This is a genomic window from Acinetobacter sp. LipI_19 (genome assembly GCF_058242925.1).
The window spans coordinates 2,221,316-2,246,114 of sequence record NZ_JBZAYK010000001.1 but is presented as its reverse complement, the minus strand read 5'-3'; the positions used below and the strand labels follow the sequence as shown (position 1 = coordinate 2,246,114).

General features: G+C 33.4%; 24 protein-coding genes and 5 pseudogenes. 27 read left to right on the top strand and 2 right to left on the bottom strand.

What is annotated here, in order from left to right; all coding sequences use genetic code 11:
* The first annotated feature begins 42 nt into the window (after positions 1-42).
* The 24 genes and pseudogenes from AC4CVF_RS11150 to AC4CVF_RS11035 all read left to right on the top strand — a co-directional run bounded on the left by AC4CVF_RS11150 (position 43) and on the right by AC4CVF_RS11035 (position 18,925).
* Positions 43-477, top strand: coding sequence for a hypothetical protein (locus AC4CVF_RS11150; RefSeq protein ID WP_490789452.1), 435 nt, complete (start codon positions 43-45; stop codon positions 475-477).
* A gap of 64 nt (positions 478-541) precedes the next feature.
* Positions 542-1,015 carry a hypothetical protein gene (locus tag AC4CVF_RS11145; protein WP_419328243.1) on the top strand — a complete coding sequence of 158 codons (474 nt, stop codon included), beginning with the start codon at positions 542-544 and terminating at the stop codon, positions 1,013-1,015.
* Positions 1,016-1,330: 315 nt separating this feature from the next.
* Positions 1,331-1,762, top strand: coding sequence for a hypothetical protein (locus AC4CVF_RS11140; RefSeq protein WP_490789451.1), 432 nt, complete (start codon positions 1,331-1,333; stop codon positions 1,760-1,762).
* 826 nt (positions 1,763-2,588) lie between these two features.
* Positions 2,589-3,038, top strand: a complete 450-nt coding sequence (locus tag AC4CVF_RS11135) for a tetratricopeptide repeat protein (RefSeq protein ID WP_419328247.1) — start codon at positions 2,589-2,591, stop codon at positions 3,036-3,038.
* A 24-nt stretch (positions 3,039-3,062) separates the two neighbouring features.
* Positions 3,063-3,728: pseudogene (locus AC4CVF_RS11130) on the top strand (RHS repeat-associated core domain-containing protein); the annotation flags it as partial.
* A gap of 701 nt (positions 3,729-4,429) precedes the next feature.
* Positions 4,430-4,915: a hypothetical protein gene (locus AC4CVF_RS11125; RefSeq protein WP_419328249.1), complete on the top strand. Its 486-nt coding sequence runs from the start codon at positions 4,430-4,432 to the stop codon at positions 4,913-4,915.
* A 794-nt stretch (positions 4,916-5,709) separates the two neighbouring features.
* Positions 5,710-5,982, top strand: a complete 273-nt coding sequence (locus AC4CVF_RS11120) for a hypothetical protein (RefSeq protein WP_224965271.1) — start codon at positions 5,710-5,712, stop codon at positions 5,980-5,982.
* 849 nt (positions 5,983-6,831) lie between these two features.
* Positions 6,832-8,467 (top strand): annotated as a pseudogene (locus AC4CVF_RS11115) (RHS repeat-associated core domain-containing protein); the annotation flags it as partial.
* Between the two features lie 2 nt (positions 8,468-8,469).
* On the top strand, positions 8,470-8,904 hold the full coding sequence (locus tag AC4CVF_RS11110) for a hypothetical protein (RefSeq protein ID WP_419361273.1): 435 nt from the start codon (positions 8,470-8,472) through the stop codon (positions 8,902-8,904).
* 3 nt (positions 8,905-8,907) lie between these two features.
* A pseudogene (locus AC4CVF_RS11105) lies at positions 8,908-9,599 on the top strand (RHS repeat-associated core domain-containing protein); the annotation flags it as partial.
* Positions 9,591-10,037, top strand: coding sequence for a hypothetical protein (locus AC4CVF_RS11100; protein WP_490789921.1), 447 nt, complete (start codon positions 9,591-9,593; stop codon positions 10,035-10,037). The pseudogene AC4CVF_RS11105 and the gene AC4CVF_RS11100, both read left to right, overlap by 9 nt.
* A 47-nt stretch (positions 10,038-10,084) precedes the next feature.
* A complete protein-coding gene (locus AC4CVF_RS11095; RefSeq protein ID WP_490789450.1) occupies positions 10,085-10,534 on the top strand; it encodes a hypothetical protein in 450 nt (149 codons plus the stop codon).
* 218 nt (positions 10,535-10,752) lie between these two features.
* Positions 10,753-11,013, top strand: coding sequence for a hypothetical protein (locus tag AC4CVF_RS11090; protein ID WP_490789449.1), 261 nt, complete (start codon positions 10,753-10,755; stop codon positions 11,011-11,013).
* Positions 11,014-11,493: 480 nt separating this feature from the next.
* Entirely contained in the window at positions 11,494-11,937 is a 444-nt protein-coding gene (locus tag AC4CVF_RS11085) for a hypothetical protein (protein ID WP_034615158.1), read from the top strand.
* Positions 11,938-12,042: 105 nt separating this feature from the next.
* Complete coding sequence (locus tag AC4CVF_RS11080; RefSeq protein ID WP_490789448.1) at positions 12,043-12,309, top strand: hypothetical protein; 267 nt, start codon at positions 12,043-12,045, stop codon at positions 12,307-12,309.
* Between the two features lie 355 nt (positions 12,310-12,664).
* Entirely contained in the window at positions 12,665-13,138 is a 474-nt protein-coding gene (locus tag AC4CVF_RS11075) for a tetratricopeptide repeat protein (protein ID WP_490789447.1), read from the top strand.
* Positions 13,139-13,232: 94 nt separating this feature from the next.
* Positions 13,233-14,068: pseudogene (locus AC4CVF_RS11070) on the top strand (RHS repeat-associated core domain-containing protein); the annotation flags it as partial.
* Between the two features lie 349 nt (positions 14,069-14,417).
* Positions 14,418-14,711 (top strand): hypothetical protein, encoded by a 294-nt coding sequence (locus AC4CVF_RS11065; protein ID WP_419328251.1) that lies wholly within the window; start codon positions 14,418-14,420, stop codon positions 14,709-14,711.
* 2 nt (positions 14,712-14,713) lie between these two features.
* Positions 14,714-15,148 carry a hypothetical protein gene (locus AC4CVF_RS11060; protein WP_490789446.1) on the top strand — a complete coding sequence of 145 codons (435 nt, stop codon included), beginning with the start codon at positions 14,714-14,716 and terminating at the stop codon, positions 15,146-15,148.
* Positions 15,145-15,333: pseudogene (locus tag AC4CVF_RS11055) on the top strand (hypothetical protein); the annotation flags it as partial. The gene AC4CVF_RS11060 and the pseudogene AC4CVF_RS11055, both read left to right, overlap by 4 nt.
* A gap of 139 nt (positions 15,334-15,472) precedes the next feature.
* Positions 15,473-15,859, top strand: coding sequence for a hypothetical protein (locus tag AC4CVF_RS11050; RefSeq protein ID WP_419328253.1), 387 nt, complete (start codon positions 15,473-15,475; stop codon positions 15,857-15,859).
* A 208-nt stretch (positions 15,860-16,067) separates the two neighbouring features.
* On the top strand, positions 16,068-16,487 hold the full coding sequence (locus AC4CVF_RS11045; protein ID WP_490789445.1) for a hypothetical protein: 420 nt from the start codon (positions 16,068-16,070) through the stop codon (positions 16,485-16,487).
* Between the two features lie 153 nt (positions 16,488-16,640).
* Positions 16,641-17,363, top strand: coding sequence for a tetratricopeptide repeat protein (locus AC4CVF_RS11040; RefSeq protein WP_490789444.1), 723 nt, complete (start codon positions 16,641-16,643; stop codon positions 17,361-17,363).
* A gap of 377 nt (positions 17,364-17,740) precedes the next feature.
* Positions 17,741-18,925: a TonB-dependent receptor gene (locus AC4CVF_RS11035; protein WP_303577324.1), complete on the top strand. Its 1,185-nt coding sequence runs from the start codon at positions 17,741-17,743 to the stop codon at positions 18,923-18,925.
* A gap of 111 nt (positions 18,926-19,036) precedes the next feature.
* On the opposite strand, the gene AC4CVF_RS11030 is transcribed toward AC4CVF_RS11035, so the two are convergent.
* Positions 19,037-19,870, bottom strand: coding sequence for a DMT family transporter (locus tag AC4CVF_RS11030; protein WP_419328257.1), 834 nt, complete (start codon positions 19,868-19,870; stop codon positions 19,037-19,039).
* A gap of 75 nt (positions 19,871-19,945) precedes the next feature.
* Complete coding sequence (locus tag AC4CVF_RS11025) at positions 19,946-20,926, bottom strand: LysR family transcriptional regulator (RefSeq protein WP_419361258.1); 981 nt, start codon at positions 20,924-20,926, stop codon at positions 19,946-19,948.
* Between the two features lie 100 nt (positions 20,927-21,026).
* Here AC4CVF_RS11025 and AC4CVF_RS11020 point away from each other — a divergent pair, with 100 nt between their 5' ends.
* Genes AC4CVF_RS11020 through AC4CVF_RS11010 form a run of 3 tightly spaced genes read left to right on the top strand, consistent with a single transcriptional unit; the run spans position 21,027 to position 24,787 of the window.
* Positions 21,027-22,139: a tartrate dehydrogenase gene (locus AC4CVF_RS11020; protein ID WP_419361256.1), complete on the top strand. Its 1,113-nt coding sequence runs from the start codon at positions 21,027-21,029 to the stop codon at positions 22,137-22,139.
* 42 nt (positions 22,140-22,181) lie between these two features.
* Complete coding sequence (locus tag AC4CVF_RS11015; RefSeq protein WP_419361253.1) at positions 22,182-23,837, top strand: BCCT family transporter; 1,656 nt, start codon at positions 22,182-22,184, stop codon at positions 23,835-23,837.
* Positions 23,834-24,787, top strand: a complete 954-nt coding sequence (locus tag AC4CVF_RS11010) for an alpha/beta hydrolase (protein ID WP_419361250.1) — start codon at positions 23,834-23,836, stop codon at positions 24,785-24,787. Before AC4CVF_RS11015 ends, AC4CVF_RS11010 begins: the two co-directional genes overlap by 4 nt.
* Positions 24,788-24,799: the final 12 nt, after the last annotated feature.

The following is a 24,799-nucleotide window of genomic DNA, read 5'->3' as shown; positions in this document are numbered from 1 at the left end:
GAGAAAACTAAAATCAACTTTGGAAAAATTTATGGATTTAAAATGTATAAAATATTCTTTTCTATACTAGGATTATCCTTTTTCTTAGTGTCTTGTGTAAATAATAATTCACACAAAAATAAGGTCGATATTCAAGAGTTTTCAAAATTGGTTTTTAAAGGGTATGAATATGAGTATGAGCCTGGGATAATGAAGCCTAATGCTGAAATGTCTAATATTTTGATATCCAAAGATAATATGAGTAAAGTTGAATTTTTTGGTGTTGAAGAAAAGATAATAAAAGAAGGATGGGTAAGAAAGGATGTTTATAATGGATTATATATATATTGTCATGGTATTTATAATAAATTAGGAATTTTATATCCAGATAAGAGTGAATATTTTGATAGAAGTGGAAGTAGAGTTGTTTTTGGTGATTTTAATGATTGGTTGATTTATTATGTATATAATGATGATGGTGTAAATGGTTGTAAGTAATTTGTACGGAGTTTTTATTTAAAATTATTAGAAGTATTTAAAAAAATATTTTTCTGGTGTTTAAATGAAATTTAATTCAAATATGAGGTGTAATATTTTGAAAATAGGTGAAAATATAAAAACACTGTTCTGTATTATTTCAACGGTTAACTTGATCGCTTGTACAACAGGTCTTAGACCAGATGATTCGGATAGATATCCTTTTGATGATAAAATGATCAAAATATTGGGTTCTGATGTTAAAATAAGAAATGCAATAAATAAATCGCAAACACAGATTTCTAATGTAGAAGTTTCTAAGGATTCAAAAAAACTTGATGAAATAATAAAGATATTAAAACAAGATGGATGGGTACTCAAAGGACAGGGTAAAGGCGTTGATACATATTGTTTAGGTAGGAATAATCGTATTAATATTGTAACTGCTAATTCAGGTCCTGTAATTGATTATCAAGGCTCAGTGTTGACTCCAGGAGATTTTTCTGTAAATGGCGTTGCGTTTATGTATCTAATTTCTGGTGTTGATTCCTGCAATTAATCTATTGATTTTAATTTTTTAAGTGTGGATCACTTTTTAAATCAGCTGTTTAAGGGGGAGCTGTAGTTAATAGTTTATATAATTGATAACTTTCAAATGAAATTAACGACTGATTTGGTATAACTCTTTGGAATTTTAGAGCAGGTCTAGCCCAACCCATAAATATAGATTGGTTAAATTTAACAACGCTAAAAGTAATTGAAACAGGGTTGAATACTCAGAAAGTAGGTTGGGATGGAGGGATATCTATTAATGAAAAGTCTGTTAATATATCTGAAGAATACAATAAAGTTAAAGTAAAGTTGAGTAAATAGTATGAAAATTAATTTTTGTTTATTATTAGTAATTTCTTTTTGCTTAGTAGCTTGTGGTGTTAATTCTAAAAAAACAGAAAATGTGCCAGTAATGATTGATTTTAAAAAAATTATGACAGTTTATTTTGGTCAATACCAACCGGTTTTTAAACCATCGATTACTCGACCAAATAATTCTTTGGCCACACTTCATATACCTAAAGAAAATTTGTCGAAAATCGAGATGAACGAAATTAGAAAGAAATTAAAATCTGATGGATGGAAAGAAGTCGAAAATTATGGTAATTATTCAGAATATTGTATAAATAAATATCAAAAAATAGCTATTTTATTTCCTGAAAATGAATTAGAAAAAGCTAAAGATGGAGAGGAAATATACTATTCAGATAAAAATTCGTGGTCAATTTTTTATATTATAATGACTCTGGCATAGATCACTGTAAAGCGTAAAAGTGAGAGAAGATTAAATGAAATGAATTTAAAATAATCAAACAATATTTTTTATTTATTATGATAGTAATTCGCAGTAAAAGTTAAATATATTTAACAATTGTGTACTTAAATGGTTTTGGTTTTCTATGGCCGATCAAAAAGCAGTAGCCGATCACAAGCAGTTAAAAAGAAATCAACAAATGCTTCCACGGGCTCCCTTAAATTTTGGAGGATTAAGATAAATGTCAGATGGGTTTATTTTATTTTTATTTTTATCATCACTGCTTCTCTATGTTATTTTATTCTGTATAGTTCGATTTTATTTGTTTAAATATTTTATTAGTAAAAATATTGCAAAAGATTATTTGGATTTCAACTTGAAAAGTTTTCAACATACTAAATATCTTTATAAAATAGTTTTTAAAAATTTTGATAATCGTGATTTTTATGCAAAAAGGCTAAAATTTTTATATTTCATACAGATTTGTTTTTTATTGATTTTTGTTTTTTCATTATTTTTAATGCTGAGTTGATTTATGAGATTATATGTTATTTTGTTTTTTTTAATGTGGTCTAATATTCTATATGCTAAATGTATTAAAGTTGATGATTTGAATGAAAAGAAAATAATTATAATGAGTTTATACTCTTTGCAGGGAAGTCAAAATAAAATTGATGAAGATATTCAAGAAATGAAAGGTTGTTATTATGTGGATATTCATATTTGATTGGAAAAGATAGATTGAAAAAATTATGAGCTTACTGAGTTTTATTTAAATAAATCCGCTAATTATTGTTTTTCACCAGCCCACTATTCACTAGGTTATTTGTATTATTTACAAGGAAATTTAATAAGTGCTAAAAAATGGTTTACTTCGGCGAAGGAACTTGGGGATAATTTAGCTGCACATCAGTTAGGCACTATCTATAAAAATGAAAAAGAAACAGAAAAAATGATGGAAAATTTATTGTTTGCTGACAGTAATGGTTTTACACCCTCTATTACAGAATTAGGAGTAATTTATTATGATGGCACTTTAGTTAAAAAAGATTTAAAAAAAGCATTTAATTACTTTGAGAGATCTGCTTTAAAAAATGATCCATTAGCTCAAAATAATTTAGGATGGATGTATGAGCATGGTGAAGGAACTGCAAGGAATGTAGATAAAGCAGAATATTGGTATAAAATAGCTTCAGAAAATGATTTTAGTTTAGCTACTGAAAATTTAAAGCGCTTAAAAAATATTATTATTCAAAAGGGTATTACTACATTTTAGTAACACTATTATTTATAGTGATAAAACCGTCAAATCACAGACTATGGTTATGATGTTTTTGGCAGACGATTATTTAAGAATAACCAAACAGACCACAGCCTAACCTTATTTGGTTGGGATGGTGATCTAATGATATGGGAGTCATATCAAGCAAACCAAAATCAATCAAAACAGCAAGACTACACCAAACACTATGTCTATGAACCGAATAGCTTTGTACCACTATTACAGACAGGTTATGCTGGCTTTATTCAGTTGATAGAAACACCTGACTATTCTCAATTCCAAAATGTACCTTATTCGATTTATAAAGATCCTGTATGGAAAACTGAAACCAGAAAGAATAAAGCTGAATTAGAACGTGTTGCCTTTTATCACTGCGACCAAGTCGGTACACCACAAACCTTGAGTAATGAGTTAGGCGAGTCTGTTTGGGAAATCAAACAGGATACATGGGGCACAGCTTTAGAAATTAATACAACAAACCAAGACAATCCATTGGAACAAAGTAATATCCGTTTTCAGGGGCAATATTACGATAAGGAAACAGGTTTACACTATAACCGTTATCGTTATTACGAACCGTTTAGCGCAAGGTATATAAGTAAAGATCCAATTGGATTAGATGGAGGGTTAAATAATTCTGTTTATGTAAGTGATCCAAATCAGTGGGTGGATCCGATGGGATTGATGGCAAAGAGTGAAAAGGAAAAGATGGCAGCGAATAATGCTTCTGTTCTAAAGAATAAAGCAAATGAAACTCAGTTAGCTAAGAGTAAATGGGGCGTTACAAAAGTAAGTGATTATTGGATTGGTCAACAAAAAATTTATAATCAACCTGTTCCGAAAAATAAAAAAGAACCATATTCTGGTGGTTTACTAGGAGGATACAAAATCCCTTCGAAATACAATGACAACAAATCAAAATGTCCAAGTGGAAAATGTAATATTGAAATCGACTATTTAATTTGCGCTGGAAGTTATTATGTCGGGAGTGGAAGTGTAGGGCTGAATGTACACAATGGGAATATTTATGGTGGACTTGGGATTACTAAAGCAAGCTATGATAAATTATCTGGCAAATCTGCAATTGGTGCAGGTTGTTTAGGTTTTTCTTTGGGGCAGTTGGATTCTAAATTAAATAGAGCGACTTTGACAGATTCTGCAATGAGCGGAGAATCATTTGGTTTATCATACGGTGGGCCTTTTGGTTTAGCAGCAGGAGTTGATATGCCGATAGCAAAAGGTGGTAAAATTGCGGTTAACACAGGGGGTGGTTTTTCAACTCCTGGTGTAACATATTTTGATTTTTCACATAGTAAACATATTGGTAATACTAAAGATACAGAACCTTATGCAATAGGGCTGATGCGTTCATTTGGGGGATTATGATGAAAAAACTTATTTTACTATCAATTATTTCAACAATCTTGTTAGGTTGTAATGAATCAAAATTTGAACAGGGTCAAAGCTTAGAACAACTAGAAACTAAAGTAGATGTAAATAAAGCTAAGTATTTAAAAGAAATGCAGTACATTTTCTCAAATTATGATTTAGTTTTATATGATACTCAATCAGTTAGATCTTCAGATTTTTTCTATTTTATAGAAAGAATAGGTTTTTTTGATAATGAGATTTATTTGAAAGAGGTAAGACCAAGGCTTGCTCAAAAGGGGTGGGTCTTAGTTGAAAAGAATAATTTTAGTGAGCTTTTCTGTAAACAAAATCAAGCAATTGGTGTAACATTTCCAACTTATAAAAAAGAAATGGATGGAGTCAATACTGGTTATTTTACTTATCAATTTTATAAAAAAGTTTCAATAACTTTAAATTATACTACTGCTAAAAATAATATAAGCTGTGTGGTAAAAGATTAATAGTGGTGTTTACATTCAATAGCATACGATAAAAAAACTTTTATATACTAAATACAATTAGCTGTAGGAAAGTAGCAGTGGGATTAATAAGGGGGAATATATAGTATAGAGTTTCGCTTTGATGAAGTGGTAAATAGGAGTTAATAAAGCATTAGGTGGGTATTGTGAGAAATAGAGATGAATTAAGTTTAAATAGATCAGATTATAATGGTTTGAAATACTATTATTATATAGGTGTTTTTTTCTTATATTTTCTTTTTTATGTTTTAATTTCCTTACCTGATGAATCAATTTTAAGGTTTTTGGTTGCTTTAGTTATATTGATGATTATTCCTGGTCTTATTTCTTATGCAGGTTTATTTTTTCTTTCATACAATGTGTATAGCTATCTTGAGAGCAATAAATCATTCGATTCTAAAGGGAAATTTTTACTTAAAGTATTGTTTTTTTATCTTTATTTAGTTGTTGGTGTAATTATTGTTTTTTTCTCGTTTTATACACGATTCTATTTTTTAGCACCAATTTTATTTATATTTTATTTTTATTTTATAAGTATTAATATAAAATATTTAGTACCATCATACTCAAGATACTTAAAAAGGTAAAATATATTTCTGATCACGTTTTTTTTAATTTCTTGTGGTGGTAACTCGAAGTAAGAATTAAATATTTCTAAAAACTTAAATAATCCTGTAGGAATAACAACTTGGTTAAATTCAGCTGTAATAAGTGCTACCTCGGGAAGTATTGCTAAAGATGTATTCAAATCTGATAAAAAGGAGAAGAAATAAATTATGATTACACTAATCGCTGAGGTTATAATTAGTATTTTTATTTCTAACTTTAAATCAGAAGATCATCCTTATCTGATAAATTTTTTTAAAGGAATAACAATAGGTTTAATTGGATATTTTTTAGGAAATCTAGTAGGGTATATCGAAAATCATAAAGTTATGGAATACAGTAAACAAATTATTTTTTTTATTGTTACACAATTTATAGGGTTTGTTTGTTTTATTTTTTTATCGATCGTTGACTTTTTAAATGGAGGCAATCATCGTAAATAAAAGTTTAACTTAAAATTATAAGTGTCGAAAATTAATAAAATGAGAATAATATTATCCTCATTTTATTTCATAAAGAGCATTATATTTGTAAGTAGTCCAAAATTATGTTGAAAGGGAAGAGTGTAGGCAACGATTATCACCTTTCATTGAACCAAAAATTTCACAGAGATAGCCTATACAAAATATCCAATTATCACCAATTGTTTGGGGAAATTGTTAATGAAATATTATTTTTTTTCTGAGAATATAAGTACAAGTTACATTTTTATAGGTTATTTGAAATTTAGTTATATGAACTTACATAGAGCTAGATTCGAAAATTCGTCATTAAAAAATTATATTTTTTTTCAATCAAATTTAAGGGGGGCTTTTTTTATTAATTGTGAAATAAATATGTGTAAGTTTATAAATACAAGTTTTTTAACTTTTAATGCATTGAATACTTAATTTCATATGTAAAATCATAGGAAATCATGATGTTAGAATTTTTTATTACTTTGCTGTCATCTTTTTTAAGAATTAAGAATAAACCCTATCTAACGTTTTTTTTAAGAACCATTATCATAAGTGTGATAACAGCATTGTTTTTAATTTTTTTCAAATCAAGCGATAAAGAGATAATGAAAAGTTTAAATTGGTTGGTTGGTTGTTCTTTATCTATTGGATTAGTCATAAGTTTTATTGCAGGAATATGTGAAATTGGAAGAGAAAATATTGAAAAATGAGTAATTAATTTATTCAGTTTTTTATTTTAAAAGTTGACATATATCTAATCGAGTCAAAAAACAATTTGAACACGATGAAGAAGGGTGCCTATTCAAACATACCGATAGCAAAGGCTTAATCACTTACCTACTGACTCAGGTGGATGACAGCAGATTAGGCAAATTAAATTACCAATACGATCAGATTGGACGTTCAATCAAAAGCCAAAACCTATTAAGACTGAAAGCTTTAGTTTTGATCCTGCGGGGAACTTGATTGATCCGATTGCCACACAAGCTGCACAAGTGAAAAATAACTTGATTAGCCAGTATCAAGGCAAACATTATAAATATGATGCACAGGGCAATGTGATTGAAACCACTCAAGCAGGTCAGACTTTAAAACTCACTTGGGATAACTTAAATCGTCTGATACAAAGTGACAACAATGGTCAAATTACTGATTATGGTTATGATGTTTTTGGCAGACGATTATTTAAGAATAACCAAACAGACCACAGCCTAACCTTATTTGGTTGGGATGGTGATGTGATGGTGTGGGAATCAGTGAAATCATCAAAAGTGCAAACTGATTATACTAAGCACTATGTCTATGAACCGAATAGCTTTGTACCGTTATTACAGACTGGTTATGCTGGCTTTATTCAGCTGATAGAAACACCTGACTATCGCCAATTCCAAAACGTACCTTATTCGATTTATAAAGATCCAGTATGGAAAACTGAAACCAGAAAGAACAAAGCTAAATTAGAACGTGTTGCCTTTTACCACTGTGACCAAGTCGGTACACCACAAACTTTAAGTAATGAGTTAGGGGAGTGTGTTTGGGAAATCAAACAGGATACATGGGGCACAGCTTTAGAAATTAATACAACAAACCAAGACAATCCATTGCAACAAAGTAATATCCGTTTTCAGGGTGCATGAGCAAAGATCGAGCACTGCTCGGTCTGAAGCGCAAGGATAAGGAAACAGGGTTACACTATAACCGCTATCGTTATTATGAACCGTATAGTGCAAGGTATATGAGTAAAGACCCTATAGATTTATACGCAGGATTGAATCACTACAGTTATGTAATTAATCCAACTTTGTGGGTAGATGCTTTGGGATTGCAAGTAACCTATGGTGGAGAATTTATCGGTTTAAGTCGTCAAGCTTCAGCAAATTTAGAATACGAAGGTTATCGAAATTATGACTGTTGGATGAAGACAGGTGATATTTGTCGGTTGCAAGGTCCTCCGTTATTCGATTATGTTTATTGTTCGGGAGGGGTAGGCCCCTTTGCTTATGCAGAGATTACTAACCTACATAATGGTAAGGTATTTCAAGTAGGTGCATCATCTAGGCCAGATGTAAAAGGTGCTAAAGCGATAGGTAAGAATGCTGTGATGGTGCTTGATGGAAGTAAAAAACTAGCTGCTTCTGATCTTACAAAATTAAAAGGTAAGTTTTCGGCTAGTTGTATGGCAGGCTATATTTTTAATAAACCAGTAGCTAGGGGGGAAGATCAAAGTACAGATAGTTTCCTTTCAGGGCTAGCAGGAAGTGCGAGTGGTGGTATATGGGGAGTACGTGCAGGTTTAGTATTACCTATTGATACAAGTTCTACATCGGTTAGTGAAAAAGTTAAAGCTTATTTTACCTCTAAAACGATGAAAGGTTTTGAAATTGGGGTTGGTACACCAGGAGCTGATTTTAATGTTGGATATGGTGTTGAAGCTCAAGGTCGTTCACTTACAGAGAAAATTAGGGATTAAATATGAAATTTAGCAGTTTAAGTTTTTTAATATGTTCTATGATCGCTTTAATGGGATGCAATAGTAATAAGATTTATGATGAACCATCAGATAAATACCCGTTTGATGAAAAAATGAAAACTGTTTTAGGTGAAAAATTAGAAGTTGTTAATTCATTGAATAGAGCAGAAGTTCAGTTAGCGTATGTCGAGTTACCTGCAAACTCTATAAAAACTAAGAAAATAATAGACTTATTGGAAAAAGATGGCTGGAAACTTAAAGGGCGAGGAATAAGTGTCGATACATATTGTTTAGGTTCAAAAAATAGCATCAATATAGCTAGTCCAATATCATTTAATGCGACAGATTTTAAAGGAAATAAGGTTAGAGTTACAAAAACGGATGTGGACATAATTTCTTATAGCTATAACAAGTGGGGAGAAGAACTTTGTGAATAATTAATAATTAATGATTATGGTTATGATGTTTTTGGCAGGCGATTATTTAAGAATAATCATCAAGACCACAGCCTAACCTTATTTGGTTGGGATGGTGATTTAATGATATGGGAGTCATATCAAGCAAACCAAACTCAATCAAAACAGCAAAATTATACCAAACACTATGTCTATGAACCGAATAGCTTTGTACCGTTATTACAGACTGGTTATAGAGGTTTTATTCAACTGATAGAAACACCTGACTATCGCCAATTCCAAAACGTACCTTATTCGATTTATAAAGACCCTGTATGGAAAACTGAAACCAGAAAGAACAAAGCTGAATTAGAACGTGTTGCTTTTTACCACTGTGACCAAGTCGGTACACCACAAACTTTAAGTAATGAGTTAGGGGAATGTGTTTGGGAAATTAAACAGGATACATGGGGCACTGCTTTAGAAATTAATACAACAAACCAAGACAATCCATTGCAACAAAATAATATTCGTTTTCAGGGTGCATGAGCAAAGATCGAGCACTGCTCGGTCTGAAGCGCAAGGATAAGGAAACAGACTTATACTATAACCGTTATCGTTATTACGAACCGTATAGTGCAAGGTATGTGAGTAAAGATCCGATAGGATTATTTGGGGGATTAAATAATTCTACTTATGTAAGTGATCCAAATCAGTGGGTGGATCCGATGGGATTGGACAGGAGGCCTTTTAGTAAGCCGAAATCTAGTCCTCATTGCCAAGCAATATTAAAGAAAATAGAAGGTCATATTAAAGAACTATATGATAAAAGATACCCTGATTTAGCTCAAAATGCTTTGGGTTTGCCAGAGAGGATAGGACCAGGAGAAAAATTATCTCAAACAGTTAGAGGGCATAGAGTTTTGATTAATATTCATGATAAAGAATTAAGAAAATGGCAAAAAAGGTATGATGATGAATGTTTTGATGACGATGATAAATGTGATACAGGGTGTGCAACAGTAGGGCAGACACAATCAAGTACAGTTAAAAATGTTGCAAAAGCAGGTGTGGGGGCAGGAGTGCTATACGTTGGTTATCGTGTAGTAAGGATGATTCCATCATTATTTCCAGCATTATGGCCAACTATCCCTGCTAATTTAGCAGTGCCGTAATATAGTAGGATAAAAACTGATTGCTTTATTGGTAAGGTAGGAAGATTATGATAGATTTAAGTAAAATAACGAAAGAGATCTTTTCTCGTAAAGAGAAAAAAAATAATAGTAAATTTTTTTCTAATATTGTTCATGAAATTGAATATTCAATTTTATTAGACAAAGAATTCCCTAATGAAATATTTGAATTGTATGAAAAAATATTTATGGATAGTGATTTAATGTCTAGCAGAGGAACATATAATTTTATGTTTCATCTTTATAATGACTTTGACAAATTGACAAAAAATCAGATCGAAAAATTAAAAGAAATTATAGTAATTTTTTCAAAAAATATGGAAGAAGAGACTCTAAAATATGTGGTTTTAGATATTCTTTTAAAAAAAATGACTCCACAAGATATTTTTGACATGAAGGAGTTGGCTGAAAAAAATAGGTTGGATGAAAGTAATGAAGTGCTTTATGGAATTAATGAAATGGCTAGAAGATATTCTTAAGTTACGGATTTTTTTAAACGCTAGTTACTTTTAACGTAATATACATCTATTTTATATCTTTGGTCTTTATTTAAATTTTTAATGTATGTCTGTATGGAATAAGCTAAAAAAAATATGACAGTATCGAAGAGTGTAAAAAAGAATTCTTTTAAGTGATTTTAATTATTTAAGGTGAAGAATGAGTTTATGAACATTAAAAGAATACCTAGTATTTCTGATTGGGGGAGATAGAACCCATTGACTATGATACACAATATGCTTTTGATAAGTTCATCGATAAAAGTATTGATGATATGGTGGAAATGCTTCGTTCATCTCTTATGGAAATAGCTTTCGAATTACAATATATGCCAGATAAGGTATTTAATTACTATATCTTAGAATTAAAAAAATATATTGAAGTAATTCCTTTTAATGCTGATACAGCAAGTGCTGTAAGTGTTTTTTTTAACTTGATTGAAGAGAGAGTGAGAAAATAATCAGATGTAATTAAAGATGTATATCCTGAGCTCAAACCACTTTAGATATATATGGGAAATTTATGGATAAATATAATTTCATTGAGAGTAAAATGTCAAAATTATAAATAGCAATAAAAATATAAAGTTTACGTACTGTGCAATTATATTAAAATCCTGAAAGCCGAATTTATAAAGTTCCAGTATGGAAAACAGAAACCCGAAAGAACAAAGCTGAAAAAGAACAAAGCTGAATAGGAGCGTGTTGCGAGGGGAACTTAGATAAATGGGTCATATTTTATGGTTATGATATGTATGGTACGACAAATTGTAAAAAATATTTTAAATAGTGAATTAAGCACTCTCGAAGCATAAATAGTTTAATCTTGATGCTAAAGTCGGTGTTAAGATGGGTACAGGTTCAAGAAAATTTGATATTTCTGAAACTGAAAATGCAGTAATTCATTTCAAGTTAAAAAATATTTCTAAGGAGAATGCGAAATGAATTTTTTAAAATTTAGCTATATTACTATACTCATAGTTTTAACTTTTTCATGTGTAAATAGTGAAATTACTCAGGATGCGCGATTTTTCAAGACTATCACTCATAAATATTTTAAAAATTATGATCCTGATGAATATGTTTCTATTGATAAGCCAGAAAATAAATATTCAATTGTTAAAATACAGAAATCTAAATTATCACTAGTTGAATACAATCAAGTGCATTCAAAATTAAAAAAGGACGGATGGAGGATGATTTCTAATAAAGATCATTTTTATGAGTATTGTTTAGGAGAAAAAATTTATCTTGGAGCTTTATTCCCAGAGAAAGATAAATACCATAGCTTTATTGGACATGAGGTTATACCTTCTAGTAAAAATAGTTGGATAATCTTCCTTGATTATGGAGAAGGAAAAGTTAACGATTGTCGTAAAAAATAAGCTCCCAATCATAGATTTGAATTAAATATTCTATTGAAATATATAATAATTGATAAATAGAAAAGTGAGGTTTGTTTATCAATTTTTAAAATTTAGGAAATTACGATGTTAGAATTTGTTATCACTTTGATATCAAGCTTTTTAAGGATTGAGGATAAGCCATATCTAACTTTTTTCATAAGGACTGTTACTATTAGTCTAATAACGGCATTATCTTTAATTATTTTTGAATCTAATGGGAAAGAAATAGTGGTAAGTTTAAATTGGTTGGTCGGTTGTTCTTTATTTATTGGACTGTTAATAAGCTTTATTGCTGGGATTTGTGAGATAGGGCGAGAGAATGTTGAAGATAAACATATAAATTATAGATAGTGACAATATTTTTAACCTGTGGAAAATGTTTTGATATTGCTAGAAGTGATTTTATTTCATAGAAGAAGCTTTTTATAAATTAAATAAAAAAAGTTTAATGGAAATACCGAAGTGATAAACATAATTTTTCCCAATTAAATTTTTCTATTTTTAGTATTTTAATTAAAAATAACTGACTGCTTGGTCGTGAGAAATTCATTTCTAATTGAGTTGCGGTAAAAATTATACTAATCTATTTTTAATGATTAAGCTAAATTTACTATAGTTTTTCTGATGAAAAATTTAAAGCATTTATCTATTATACAATATTACAAGAATATCTTATTAAAACTAATGAAGTATAGGTTTATTAATTATGAAAATCTTAAAGGTTTTGAATATTTTATTTATTTGTAGTACTTGTGCTCATAGTGCTTCATATGAAAAAAGTTATGAATTAGGATTAGCTAAGTCAGGAAATATTGACGCACAATACAATGTTGCAATGAATTTTCTAAATGGTGAAGAGGGATTTCCTAAAGATGCAAATGTAGCTAAAGAATGGTTAGAAAAAGCAGCAAAAAAGGGAGATGCCCCTTCCCAAAATGGTTTAGGTATTATGTATTTGAGAGGAATTGGTGGAGAGAAAAACTTAAATAAATCTGAATATTATTATAGATTAGCCGCTAATCAAGATAATGAGAATGCACAGCTTCAATTAGCTTTAATATTATTAAATAAAGATAAAAATAAGAATTTAAAAGAAGCTATATTTTGGTTAAAAAAAGCTGAGAAACAGGGGAATACAGAAGCTCAAGATAAATTAAAGGAATTAGGTGTAGTTAAGTAAAAACTATATTTTAAAATTATATCGGAATGATAGGCAAACAAAGGTTTTTTTAATTAGGATTTTACGCATAATTGATCCGATTGCCACACAAGCTGCGCAAGTGAAAAATAACTTGATTAGCCAGTATCAAGGCAAACATTATAAATATGATGCACAGGGCAATGTGATTGAAACCACTCAAGCAGGTCAGACTTTAAAACTCACTTGGGATAACTTAAATCGTCTGATACAAAGTGACAACAATGGTCAAATTACTGATTATGGTTATGATGTTTTTGGCAGACGATTATTTAAGAATAACCAAACAGACCACAGCCTAACCTTATTTGGTTGGGATGGTGATGTGATGGTGTGGGAATCAGTGAAATCATCAAAAGTGCAAACTGATTATACTAAGCACTATGTCTATGAACCGAATAGCTTTGTACCGTTATTACAGACTGGTTATGCTGGCTTTATTCAGCTGATAGAAACACCTGACTATCGCCAATTCCAAAACGTACCTTATTCGATTTATAAAGATCCAGTATGGAAAACTGAAACCAGAAAGAACAAAGCTAAATTAGAACGTGTTGCCTTTTACCACTGTGACCAAGTCGGTACACCACAAACTTTAAGTAATGAGTTAGGGGAGTGTGTTTGGGAAATCAAACAGGATACATGGGGCACAGCTTTAGAAATTAATACAACAAACCAAGACAATCCATTGCAACAAAGTAATATCCGTTTTCAGGGTGCATGAGCAAAGATCGAGCACTGCTCGGTCTGAAGCGCAAGGATAAGGAAACAGGGTTACACTATAACCGCTATCGTTATTATGAACCGTATAGTGCAAGGTATATGAGTAAAGACCCTATAGATTTATACGCAGGATTGAATCACTACAGTTATGTAATTAATCCAACTTTGTGGGTAGATGCTTTGGGATTGCAAGTAACCTATGGTGGAGAATTTATCGGTTTAAGTCGTCAAGCTTCAGCAAATTTAGAATACGAAGGTTATCGAAATTATGACTGTTGGATGAAGACAGGTGATATTTGTCGGTTGCAAGGTCCTCCGTTATTCGATTATGTTTATTGTTCGGGAGGGGTAGGCCCCTTTGCTTATGCAGAGATTACTAACCTACATAATGGTAAGGTATTTCAAGTAGGTGCATCATCTAGGCCAGATGTAAAAGGTGCTAAAGCGATAGGTAAGAATGCTGTGATGGTGCTTGATGGAAGTAAAAAACTAGCTGCTTCTGATCTTACAAAATTAAAAGGTAAGTTTTCGGCTAGTTGTGGCAGGTTATATTTTTAATAAACCAGTAAAGGATTGTGAAGTAAATAATACAGATGCATTTTTAACTGGTTTAGCAGGAAGTGCAAGTGGTGGTATATGGGGAGTACGTGCAGGTTTAGTATTACCTATTGATACAAGTTCTACATCGGTTAGTGAAAAAGTTAAAGCTTATTTTGCCTCTAAAACGATGAAAGGTTTTGAAATTGGGGTTGGTACTCCAGGTGCTGATTTTAATGTTGGATATGGTGTTGAAGGTCAAGGCCGCTCTCTTACAGAAAAAATTAGGGATTAAATATGAAATTTTGCAGTTTAAGTTTTTTAATATGTTCTATGATCACTTTAATAGGATGCAATAGTAATAAGATTTATGATGAACCATCAGATAAATACCCGTTTGATGAAAAAATGAAAACTGTTTTAGGTGAAAATTTGGACGTTATTGATTCATTACGAAGAGCAGAAGTACAAGTTTCATATTTTGATCTAAAGGGTTCTAATAATAGTCAGAAAATATTAGAAATAACAAATTTATTAGAAAAAGATGGATGGATGCTTAAAGGAAAAGGAGTAGGCGTTAATACATATTGTTTAGGTTTGAATAATCGTATCAATGTAGTAATTGTTGGGAATGGGGAACTTTATGATTTTAAAGGTGAAAAATTACCAAAAAATAATGTCGATGGTGTTTTGTATTCTTACAATAAATGGGGTGATGATCTTTGTAAATAATTACTGATTATGGTTATGATGTGTTTGGTCGCCGATTATTTTAGAATTACCAATCAGCCTACAGTCTAAACTTGTTTGGTCGGGATGGTGATCTGATTGTATGGGAATCAGTGAAATCATCGAAAGTTCAAACTGATTATATTAAGCTCTATGTTTATGAACCAAATAGCTTTGCACCGCAATAGTTATAAGTGTCGGAACAGGTGGTATTGGATTAATCGTTATAGAGATGCTGCATTGTTGCTGTTTGAATAGGGGGAGGTAAGGTTGGTTAAATTATGGGAAATGGCGTAGATAAAAATATAGAAAGAGTGATTAATTAGAATGTTAGAAAAGTATTTGGAAATAATTTTTGCAGTAGTTGGGTCTCTTTGGATCTCTTGTGCATTGATTTCTAGTTTCAAAAGTTATGTATATGTTAAAAAAAATCTTAGTGCTATATCTAAATTACTTTTTGAAAATCCTAAATATTTTAAAAAGTTAGCTTTAACTAATTTCTTTTTGATCGAGACAACAATAGGAATTATTGCGGCAGCTAGATTCAGAGAACTAAAAGTATTAAAAAGAGATACAGTTTTTTCTAAAGGGTTATTACCATTAGCACCTAGCCTCAATGATAAAAACCTTAATCTATTATTAAAGAATCATGGAGATTGGTATAAGTCTGTTGTACAAAATATAATTTTTCGTCTATTTGCTTATCAATATTAACGATATTACTCTTCGTGCCAAAATAATATTGAAAATTAACTTATATCAAAAACCAAGACTTCAACTTTGTCGTAGCCCATTTATAGAGATGATATTGAGCTAGTCGTTATTGGTGCTTACGCTGTTACTGGAGGAATAGCCGGAGATTGGCTAGGTGAAATGGTTGGATCTAGTGCTGATAGAAGTATAGAATGGATGACTAAATAAAATGCTGGAAAATACTTTAAAAATAATACTAACTATCACAACCTTACTTTTGTTTGTTAGCTATCCAATTGCTGTATTTAAAAGCTATAAATATGTTAAAAAAAATCTTCATTCTCTCTCTAATCTATTTTTTGAAGATCCCAAATATTATAAAAAATTAGATTGGGCGAATCACTTACAAATAGAAATGGCTGTAGGAGCTATTGCTGCTTTAAGATTTAGGGAGTTAAAAATACTTAAAAGAAACTCAGTTTTTTCTAAAGGGTTATTACCATTAGCACCTAGCCTCAATGATAAAAACCTTAATTTATTATTCAGAGATCATGGTAAATGGTATAAGTCTGTTACAAGAAATATCACTATTTCATCATTTTGTTTGCTAATTTCAACAATCATTTTTTTTATTTTAAAACAAAATTAAAATATCTCAATTTAAACCCATGACTATACTTTATAAGCTCAAGAAAATTTAAACAGTATGTAGCCTCTAAATTACTTTATAAAGTAACAAATTCTATGAGCCAATCAATGAACCTGAACTTATAATAAAGTTATAAACACTAGGACAACCATAATGCTAAAGAAAACGTTCTTTATATTGTTAAGTAGTACAATTTTTACAGTATATGCAACTCCTGATTTTTTAAGCTATAAAAATTGTAGTCCGCTAAATTTAAGTGATGAAAATTTTAGTCTTTCATCGAAAGATGTCTTTCCTGAATATTCATACATCACTAAAAAATATAACTTTTTGACCTTACCGATTTCAGATCATGATCAACGCTACTGTTTAATTATCAATAATAAAAATAAAGTGATTGTGGATGCTATTCCAACAATGTTAAGCGGTATGTGTGCTGGAAAGTGGGATAAGCAAAAGGATCTACCTATTTGGGAGGCTGATGTAGGTGGGGGAAGAGGCACAGTTGTTTATATGAATTATTCAACAAGCCAAAATTTAAAGAAATTGAAAAAGTCTGAGAAATTAGAAATAGATGAAATAATTAAAAGTATAAATTGTCAATTGCCTGTATATAGCAAAAATGATATTCAAGAGCTCAATGATTCTGCATTTTATTTATATAAATTAGGTTATTATAATGAATCTTTAAGCATTTTAAACCATGTTATAAAGCTAGATCCAAGTAGAGCAGTAGCTTACTTAAATATAGCCGATATTTATGTCGCACAAAAAAATGAACCGATCGCTAGAAAAAACTACGCTCTATATTATGCAGAGATGAAAAAATTAGGTCTTTTAAGCAAAGTGCCAAATAGAATTAAAAAATACCTATAGTTAGGTTTTTTAGAGAAGATTTTTCTCTAATTATTTTATATCCATTAGGAAAATTCGCAAAGACTCCGGCAGGTATTCCATTAAGCTATGATGACATTAATTTCTGGCAGATTTCTGTTTATAAAAGTACATCAAAGTTAGCTGCATGTAATCAAAATTCAAACGATTTTATTGATTTTAAGACGCTTTGATTTGAATCGTTGTCATAAGTTTGGTTTTTCAATAAAACCTAAAAATCACAGATTTTTTACTCCCTTACTATCATTTAATCAATCCGCATTAAACACAATCTGTAAATTCCGACTTTATAGTTTGCCCATTGTTTGTTGTACATAAACTCTTCATTTTTATATGAGGTTAAACAAGGATGTACAACAATGAAGAAGTTATTTCTATTTATAGGTTCAATGGGACTTTTGGTCAGCATGCCCAGTTTTGCAGCAGATTTAAGTATAGGTGACCCTAAAACAGAATCAGGTGAGCTTAAACTTTCTGGCGCAATTCGTACCCGATATATGTACAAAGATTATATCGTTGAGGCAAACGAAGGTTCTAAAAATAAGGACTGGCAGCTTGCAGATATTAAAACAGTATTGAGTTATGAAAATCCAAATTGGATTGCCTCATTAGATCTACGCTGTTACCAATACAGCCGTTTATGTGATGGATTATTTTTAAAAGATGCTTGGGCTGGATATAAAATTTCAGACCAACAACGCTTTACCGTGGGTTTTCAATCAGTTGATTTTGGATTTGGTCGACTGTGGGGTAACAGTTATTATGAAACCTTGTTAAATACGGTTGGTTTAGAAGATATTCAAAATCTAGGTGCGAAGTATCAGTTTAAAAATGATCAATACAATTTTATTTTAGGTTTTTACCCAACAGATGGTGGTAACTATACAGGGACATCCAAAGACGCAAGTCGCTATAGTGGCAACTTTGTTCAAGCCGATGATTTAAGCCAAGGCACAGATATCGATGAAAAAAATATGTGGGTGACTCGCTTATCTAAAAAATTTGAGTTGGACCCAGCGCAAAAGTTTTCAACTGAGATTGGTGGTTCATTCTGGTACTCAGATCTGGAAAATAATCGCACGCAGCAAGACGGTCATCGAAGTACATGGAGTGTATTTAGTACAACCAATTATCAAGCATGGCAATGGCTTTTCCTTGCAGGTGAACAGAACATTAAAAATGCCGATAATCTACTGCCAAATAGCTCAACCATCGGGGCATTTGATTATCCCTACCAAGTGGCCAATAAAGGTAAATTTATGGCCAATGAAATTAATTACACCTTGGCACAGCCTTTTTATCAGTTAGAAAATATTAAACCTTATCTGTCCTATAGCCGTTTCTTTAAAGATCAGAAGAGCTATCAAGATTCAGATCGTTTAATTGCGGGGGTGTATTTTAATTACAAGGCCGTAGGAATTCAGGGTGAATATATTTGGAGTCGTAATGATCCAATGACAGGCGGGAGTGCCAATGGTCTAGCACAAGGCGACAGTAATCAGTGGAATAAATTATTTTACTTATCACTTGGTTATTACTTCTAAAATTAACATTGAAGATCAACCAGTCTATTTAAAAAGGCTGGTTCTTTCGGTTCTGCCTACGCCAGCTACTCTTAGGAATAGTTGGTACTTAGGAATAAACGGCTTTTAGTATTAGGCGACTCTTAGGACCAATGCCCCGATTAAAATAATACATGACGAGATAATACGTATCGTATTAACTTGCTCTTTGAGAATAAAGATCGAAATTAGCGTAGCAAATAAAATTGAGGTTTCACGCAGTGCGGCAACAATCGCAACTGGTGCAAGTGTCATCGCCCACAATGCGAGTCCATAAGAGAAAAATGAGCCAATCCCACCGATTAAACCGAAATGCCAATTATGACGAAAATAATCACCCATCTGGCGATACTGCATTTTCAAGGCAAATATAAAAAAGATCAGACCTGAGAGCACAAAGCTCCATAAGATATAAGAAATGGGTGATCCTGAGAGACGAATCCCATGACCATCCACCAAGGTATAGCCAGCAATCAAGACCGCATTGAGTAAGGCTAAACCAATCCCTTTTCGTCCCGTTTGAGAGCTTGCTAAGATCATGGATAAAATGCCAATCGAAATGGTAATGATCCCAACCCACGCATTGAATTCCAGTGTTTCATGTAGCAAAAATGTCCCCAAAACTGCCACAATAAGCGGAGCAGTACCGCGCATCAGTGGATAGCTTAGTCCCATGTCAGCGACACGATAGATTTTGGCAACCATGCCAAAATAGAGAATTTGTATTCCCGTTGAGGCTAAAATATAAGGCCAGCTAGCGCGATGTGGTAGCGGGAAAAAGGGCAGTAGTAGCGCTGCTAAAACTGCTGCTGATGCAGTCACCAATACAGTGGTTAAAAATTTATTTGAGCCTGCTTTTACAATAGCATTCCAAGTGGCGTGAAATGCCGCTGCGATTAAAATAAGGCCAAATATTGCCGTACTCATATGCTACCTGCTTTTTCATGATCGGGTTAATGTGCATGATGTTGATGGAAAAAGAAAGCAGGCAGCTTATCGTAATTATAGAAATACTTTTTCTGTATTCGGTTGAGTCAGTTCAACCGCTTGAACCTGTTGTCCACGCGATAGGTTCTGAACATGCTGCAATCGATGGAGCAGTTCATTTTGTATAAACAGGATACAAGTCTGTAATTTAGACGAGCTTTTTAGCCGTGAAGGATAGACTGCCCATACATCGGCATCTTGCCAGTACTCAGGCAAAATATGCTGTAACTGACCACTAATCAGCTCATCAGCAACATCCCAAATTGAACGTAAGATAATGCCATGACCTTCAACTGCCAATTGATGAATAATTTCACCATTATTGGATATAAAGCGAGGAGTAACATGTACGGACATATCTTCCGAAGCATGTCGTAATTTCCATAACACCGAGGATTGATCACGCTCACTGATGGTTAAGCAATCATGATTGCGCAAATCATCTAAGCTTTTAGGCATACCATTTTTGACTAAATAGCTTGGTGCAGCACAAAAAATTCGGAAGTTTGAAACCATTTTTTTGGCAATCATATTGGGTGCAATTTCATTACCAATCCGAATATCTAGATCAATACTGTGTTGAATTAAATCTTTCGTATTATCAATCGTATCAAACTGGATTTCTAATTTTGGATACATGGTCATTAGCTTCGATAGGATCGGTGCGACGTGTTTGCGTCCAAAACCAAAGCTACTGACAATATCCAGATGTCCAGTAGGGGTACTCAATGGGTTATTGACTAACTCACTGATTTCATCGAACTCATTCAAAATATGAACAACTCTCTCCAAAATCAGTTTGCCATCTTCAGTCAAACTGACATGACGGGTACTGCGATGAAACAATTTACAGTTTAAATTGTTTTCTAAAATATTGATGCGCTTACTAATAAATGCAGGTGAAACACCCAGTTCTTCCGCAGATGCAACAAAACTTTTGCGTTTCGTTACTGTGCAAAAAACCTTTAAATCCGATAGGTTAGGTAGATTGTTCACGATCCGTGTCCATTGGGGTGATAGTTTTATTATTGATCATTTTTGCTGAAAATAGCATGTTTACTTCTAAGGATATTAACCAAAGGTGTAAGGGAGCGTTATGGCAAAAAAGTATAAAGTTGCGACGATTGCAGGCGATGGAATCGGGTTAGAAGTTCTACCAGAAGGGATTAAGGTTGTAAAGGCTGCTGCAGACAAATATGGCATAGCGCTACAGTTCGATGCATTTGAGTGGGCAAGTTGTGATTATTATCTTGAACACGGCAAAATGATGCCAGACAACTGGTTTGAAATTTTACAGCAATACGATGCAATTTTCTTTGGTGCTGTGGGCTGGCCAGAAAAAGTACCAGATCATATTTCTCTTTGGGGGTCTTTGCTACAGTTCCGTCGTCGTTTTGACCAATATGTGAATTTACGTCCAGTACGTTTAATGCCTGGGGTGAAATGCCCACTTGCAGGTAAAAAACCAGGAGATATTGATTTCTACGTGGTCCGTGAAAATAGCGAAGGTGAATACTCTGCGATTGGTGGTAAGGCTTTTGAAGGTACTGAGCGTGAGTTTGTTTTACAAGAAGCTGTGTTTACCCGTCATGGTGTAGATCGCATTTTGAAATATGCTTTTGAGTTTGCCAATCAACGCGATGCTAAAAAAGTTACCGCTGCAACCAAATCAAATGGTATTGCAGTCAGTATGCCGTACTGGGATGAACGTGTTGATGCGATGGCAAAACAGTATCCGCAAATCAAGGCAGACAAACAGCATGTCGATATTTTGGCCGCTCGTTTTGTATTACAGCCTGAACGTTTTGATGTGGTGGTTGCTTCAAACTTATTTGGTGATATTTTGTCGGATTTGGGACCTGCATGTACAGGAACGATTGGTTTAGCCGCTTCTGCAAACTTAAATCCAGAACGTAATTTCCCATCGTTATTTGAACCTGTACATGGTTCTGCACCCGATATTTATGGTCAAAAAATTGCCAATCCAATTGCTGCAATCTGGTCTGGTGCAATGATGTTGGATTTCTTGGCAGATGGCGACGAACAGGTGGTTCAAGCAGGCCAAGAGATTATGCAGGCGATTGAACATGTATTGTTACATGGCCCGAAAACACCAGATGTGGGTGGAACAGCCAAAACGGGCGAAGTTGGAGATGCGATTGCAGCATTTGTAACACATCAAAAAATGAACTTATTCGCGATGGAGTAATCGCCCTTAGGGAATAAACAATCAGGATCCAAGATGGATTGAATGGATATGGATAATCAAAATACAAAACTTTATACAGATAAGACACTTGCAATAACCAGTCTTGCCGTAGTGTTTATTTCGGTGGCTGGTTTGGCAATTTACTCAACTGAATCTATACAGCTTGCTGCTCAATGGATGAAGTGGACAACATCTGTTTTTACCACACCAGTGCTGTTATTTACATTTTTGTCAATTATTTTTACCTTTGCTTTGGCGTTTAGTAAATATGGAAAAATCAAGTTAGGTGAAGGTAAGCCGCAATACACTACCATGTCATGGATTTTCATGTTCATTTTATCGGGTATTGGTTCTTCGACCTTATATTGGGGCTTCTTAGACTGGGCTTATTATTATCAAACACCGGGTTTAAATTTAACCCCTGAATCAGCGGAAGCATTGAAATATAGCGTTGCTTACTCATTCTTTCATTCGGGATTGAGTGCTTGGTCGATCTATGCGCTAGCTTCAATTTCACTGTGTTATAGCTACCATGTCAGAAAGAATAAAGGCTTGAGTTTGGCTTCAATGATTGAAGCGGTCACTGGCTTTAAGGCAACCGGACCTGTTGGGCGTCTTGTCGATCTGATGTTCTTGTTGTGTATGTTCGGTGCTTTAACGATTTCTTTGGTGCTGACTGCGGTGACCTTTACCAATATTTTGTCGCAGTTGACAGGTATTCCCAATACTTTTATGACCAAAGTGGTGATTATTTTTGCAGTATCGATTTTATTCGCCCTAAGTTCTTATGTGGGAATGGATAAGGGCATGCAACGTCTCAGCCATATGGTGTGTTTAGGTGTGGTGTTGTTTGCGATTTATGTGCTGTGCTTTGGGCCGACCCAATTCATTATGAATAACTCGCTGATGAGCTTTGGCTTAATGGCAACCAATTTTGTCGATATGAGTTTATTTACCGACCCAATGGGCGATGGAAAGTTCACCCGTGAATGGACCGTATTTTATTGGTTATGGTGGATTTCTTATGCACCGGGTGTGGCGTTATTTGTAACGCGTGTTTCAAAGGGACGTACCATCAAAGAAGTGATTCTTGCCATGGTCATCGGCGGTAGCGTTGGTTTATGGTTCATCTTTGGGGTGTTTGAAAACTACAGTGTCTATAACTTTATTCACGGTATGGTCAATGTGCCACAAGTTTTAAGCCAACAAGGCGGTGAAGTTGCGATTAGCCAACTGCTTGGTTTATTGCCTGCTGGCAAACTGATGATGTGGATCTTCCTTGGAATTATGGTGATTTTTCTTGCAGCACATATGGATGCTGTGGGTTATGCGGTGTCAGCAACGTGTACCCGCGGTTTACGTGAGGGGCAAGACCCATCACCAAATGCGCGGTTGTTCTGGTGTGTGATGCTAACCCTTGTTCCGATTGCGATGATTTTCTCTAAAGCGCCTTTGGACACCATGAAAACTGCGACCATTGTGACTGCCTTGCCATTCATTGTGATTATTTTGATACAGACCTATGGCTTGGTGAAATGGTTGATTGAGGATTATTCAAAGGTTCCATCCCATCTGATTGAGCAAATGAGTTTTAGCGAGTTGGAATCTTTAGATCAAACAGATGCAAATAAACATATGCACATTGATGTTGCAATTGAACCCACTGCGGATAAAACCAGTCAAAAGGAATTGTCATGACACAACAACCGAGCATGCGCTATAGATTGAGTGAAGAAATGCAAAGTCTGGTGTACTGGAGCAGCATTTATTCGCCTGCGGATGATGATATCGATTCTATTCGGGCTGCGTATGATGCGATGTGCTTACATTACACCTTACCGCGTGATGGTACGGTCAATATTGAAGATAAAACTGTGCCGCAGCTCAATCATCCAGTGAATGTTCGGTTGTATTCACCACTGGGTGAAGCACCAGCAACAGGTTGGCCATGTATTTTATATCTTCATGGTGGTGGTTGGATGGTGGGGAATCTTGATTCACATGAGTTTATCACTCGCTATTTATGTCGTGATTTAAATGTTGCTGTGTTGAGTGTGGATTATCGCTTAACACCAGAACATCATTTTCCAGCTGCATATGAAGACTGTGAAACAGTATATCACTGGCTCTATCAACATGGTCTGCAATGGAAGATAAACCCAAATAAAATTGTTTTGATGGGGGACAGTGCGGGCGGTAATTTAGCGGCTGCACTTGCAGTGCAATTACAACATACAGGGGCTCAAGCCTGTGGTCTTGCAATGGTTTATCCATGTTTGAGTAGTCGTTTTGATACGGCATCCTGTCAGCAGAAAGCGGATGCACCGTTACTGTCAGTAACAGATATGCATGATTACTTGAAAGCCTATGCGCCAAATGCAAGCGATTGGCAGGACTTACGTTTATCACCACTGTTGGCACAGGATTTTTCCGATATGCCCCGTAGTTTTATTGCCGTCGCTGAGTATGACCCTCTCAGTGATGATGGGCGTATTTTTGCTGACAAGTTAAAACAGGCCAATATTGCAACCGAATTTTATCTCGGTAAAGGATTACTACATGGCAGTTTGCGTTTAGTACGTGACTGTCCTGTGGTGCAAGATTTATATCAGCGCATGCTGAGTTCGTTAAAGCCAATGTTTAATTGATTTGAACATCAG

What these genes read in the sequence shown, in the direction of transcription:
- AC4CVF_RS11150 (WP_490789452.1), top strand. Translation starts at nt 43, where the DNA reads ATGTATAAAATATTCTTTTCTATACTAGGATTATCCTTTTTCTTAGTG.
- AC4CVF_RS11145 (WP_419328243.1), top strand. Translation starts at nt 542, where the DNA reads ATGAAATTTAATTCAAATATGAGGTGTAATATTTTGAAAATAGGTGAA.
- AC4CVF_RS11140 (WP_490789451.1), top strand. Translation starts at nt 1,331, where the DNA reads ATGAAAATTAATTTTTGTTTATTATTAGTAATTTCTTTTTGCTTAGTA.
- AC4CVF_RS11125 (WP_419328249.1), top strand. Translation starts at nt 4,430, where the DNA reads ATGAAAAAACTTATTTTACTATCAATTATTTCAACAATCTTGTTAGGT.
- AC4CVF_RS11120 (WP_224965271.1), top strand. Translation starts at nt 5,710, where the DNA reads ATGATTACACTAATCGCTGAGGTTATAATTAGTATTTTTATTTCTAAC.
- AC4CVF_RS11110 (WP_419361273.1), top strand. Translation starts at nt 8,470, where the DNA reads ATGAAATTTAGCAGTTTAAGTTTTTTAATATGTTCTATGATCGCTTTA.
- AC4CVF_RS11100 (WP_490789921.1), top strand. Translation starts at nt 9,591, where the DNA reads ATGGGATTGGACAGGAGGCCTTTTAGTAAGCCGAAATCTAGTCCTCAT.
- AC4CVF_RS11095 (WP_490789450.1), top strand. Translation starts at nt 10,085, where the DNA reads ATGATAGATTTAAGTAAAATAACGAAAGAGATCTTTTCTCGTAAAGAG.
- AC4CVF_RS11085 (WP_034615158.1), top strand. Translation starts at nt 11,494, where the DNA reads ATGAATTTTTTAAAATTTAGCTATATTACTATACTCATAGTTTTAACT.
- AC4CVF_RS11080 (WP_490789448.1), top strand. Translation starts at nt 12,043, where the DNA reads ATGTTAGAATTTGTTATCACTTTGATATCAAGCTTTTTAAGGATTGAG.
- AC4CVF_RS11075 (WP_490789447.1), top strand. Translation starts at nt 12,665, where the DNA reads ATGAAAATCTTAAAGGTTTTGAATATTTTATTTATTTGTAGTACTTGT.
- AC4CVF_RS11060 (WP_490789446.1), top strand. Translation starts at nt 14,714, where the DNA reads ATGAAATTTTGCAGTTTAAGTTTTTTAATATGTTCTATGATCACTTTA.
- AC4CVF_RS11050 (WP_419328253.1), top strand. Translation starts at nt 15,473, where the DNA reads ATGTTAGAAAAGTATTTGGAAATAATTTTTGCAGTAGTTGGGTCTCTT.
- AC4CVF_RS11045 (WP_490789445.1), top strand. Translation starts at nt 16,068, where the DNA reads ATGCTGGAAAATACTTTAAAAATAATACTAACTATCACAACCTTACTT.
- AC4CVF_RS11040 (WP_490789444.1), top strand. Translation starts at nt 16,641, where the DNA reads ATGCTAAAGAAAACGTTCTTTATATTGTTAAGTAGTACAATTTTTACA.
- AC4CVF_RS11035 (WP_303577324.1), top strand. Translation starts at nt 17,741, where the DNA reads ATGAAGAAGTTATTTCTATTTATAGGTTCAATGGGACTTTTGGTCAGC.
- AC4CVF_RS11030 (WP_419328257.1), bottom strand. Translation starts at nt 19,870, where the DNA reads ATGAGTACGGCAATATTTGGCCTTATTTTAATCGCAGCGGCATTTCAC.
- AC4CVF_RS11020 (WP_419361256.1), top strand. Translation starts at nt 21,027, where the DNA reads ATGGCAAAAAAGTATAAAGTTGCGACGATTGCAGGCGATGGAATCGGG.
- AC4CVF_RS11015 (WP_419361253.1), top strand. Translation starts at nt 22,182, where the DNA reads ATGGATATGGATAATCAAAATACAAAACTTTATACAGATAAGACACTT.
- AC4CVF_RS11010 (WP_419361250.1), top strand. Translation starts at nt 23,834, where the DNA reads ATGACACAACAACCGAGCATGCGCTATAGATTGAGTGAAGAAATGCAA.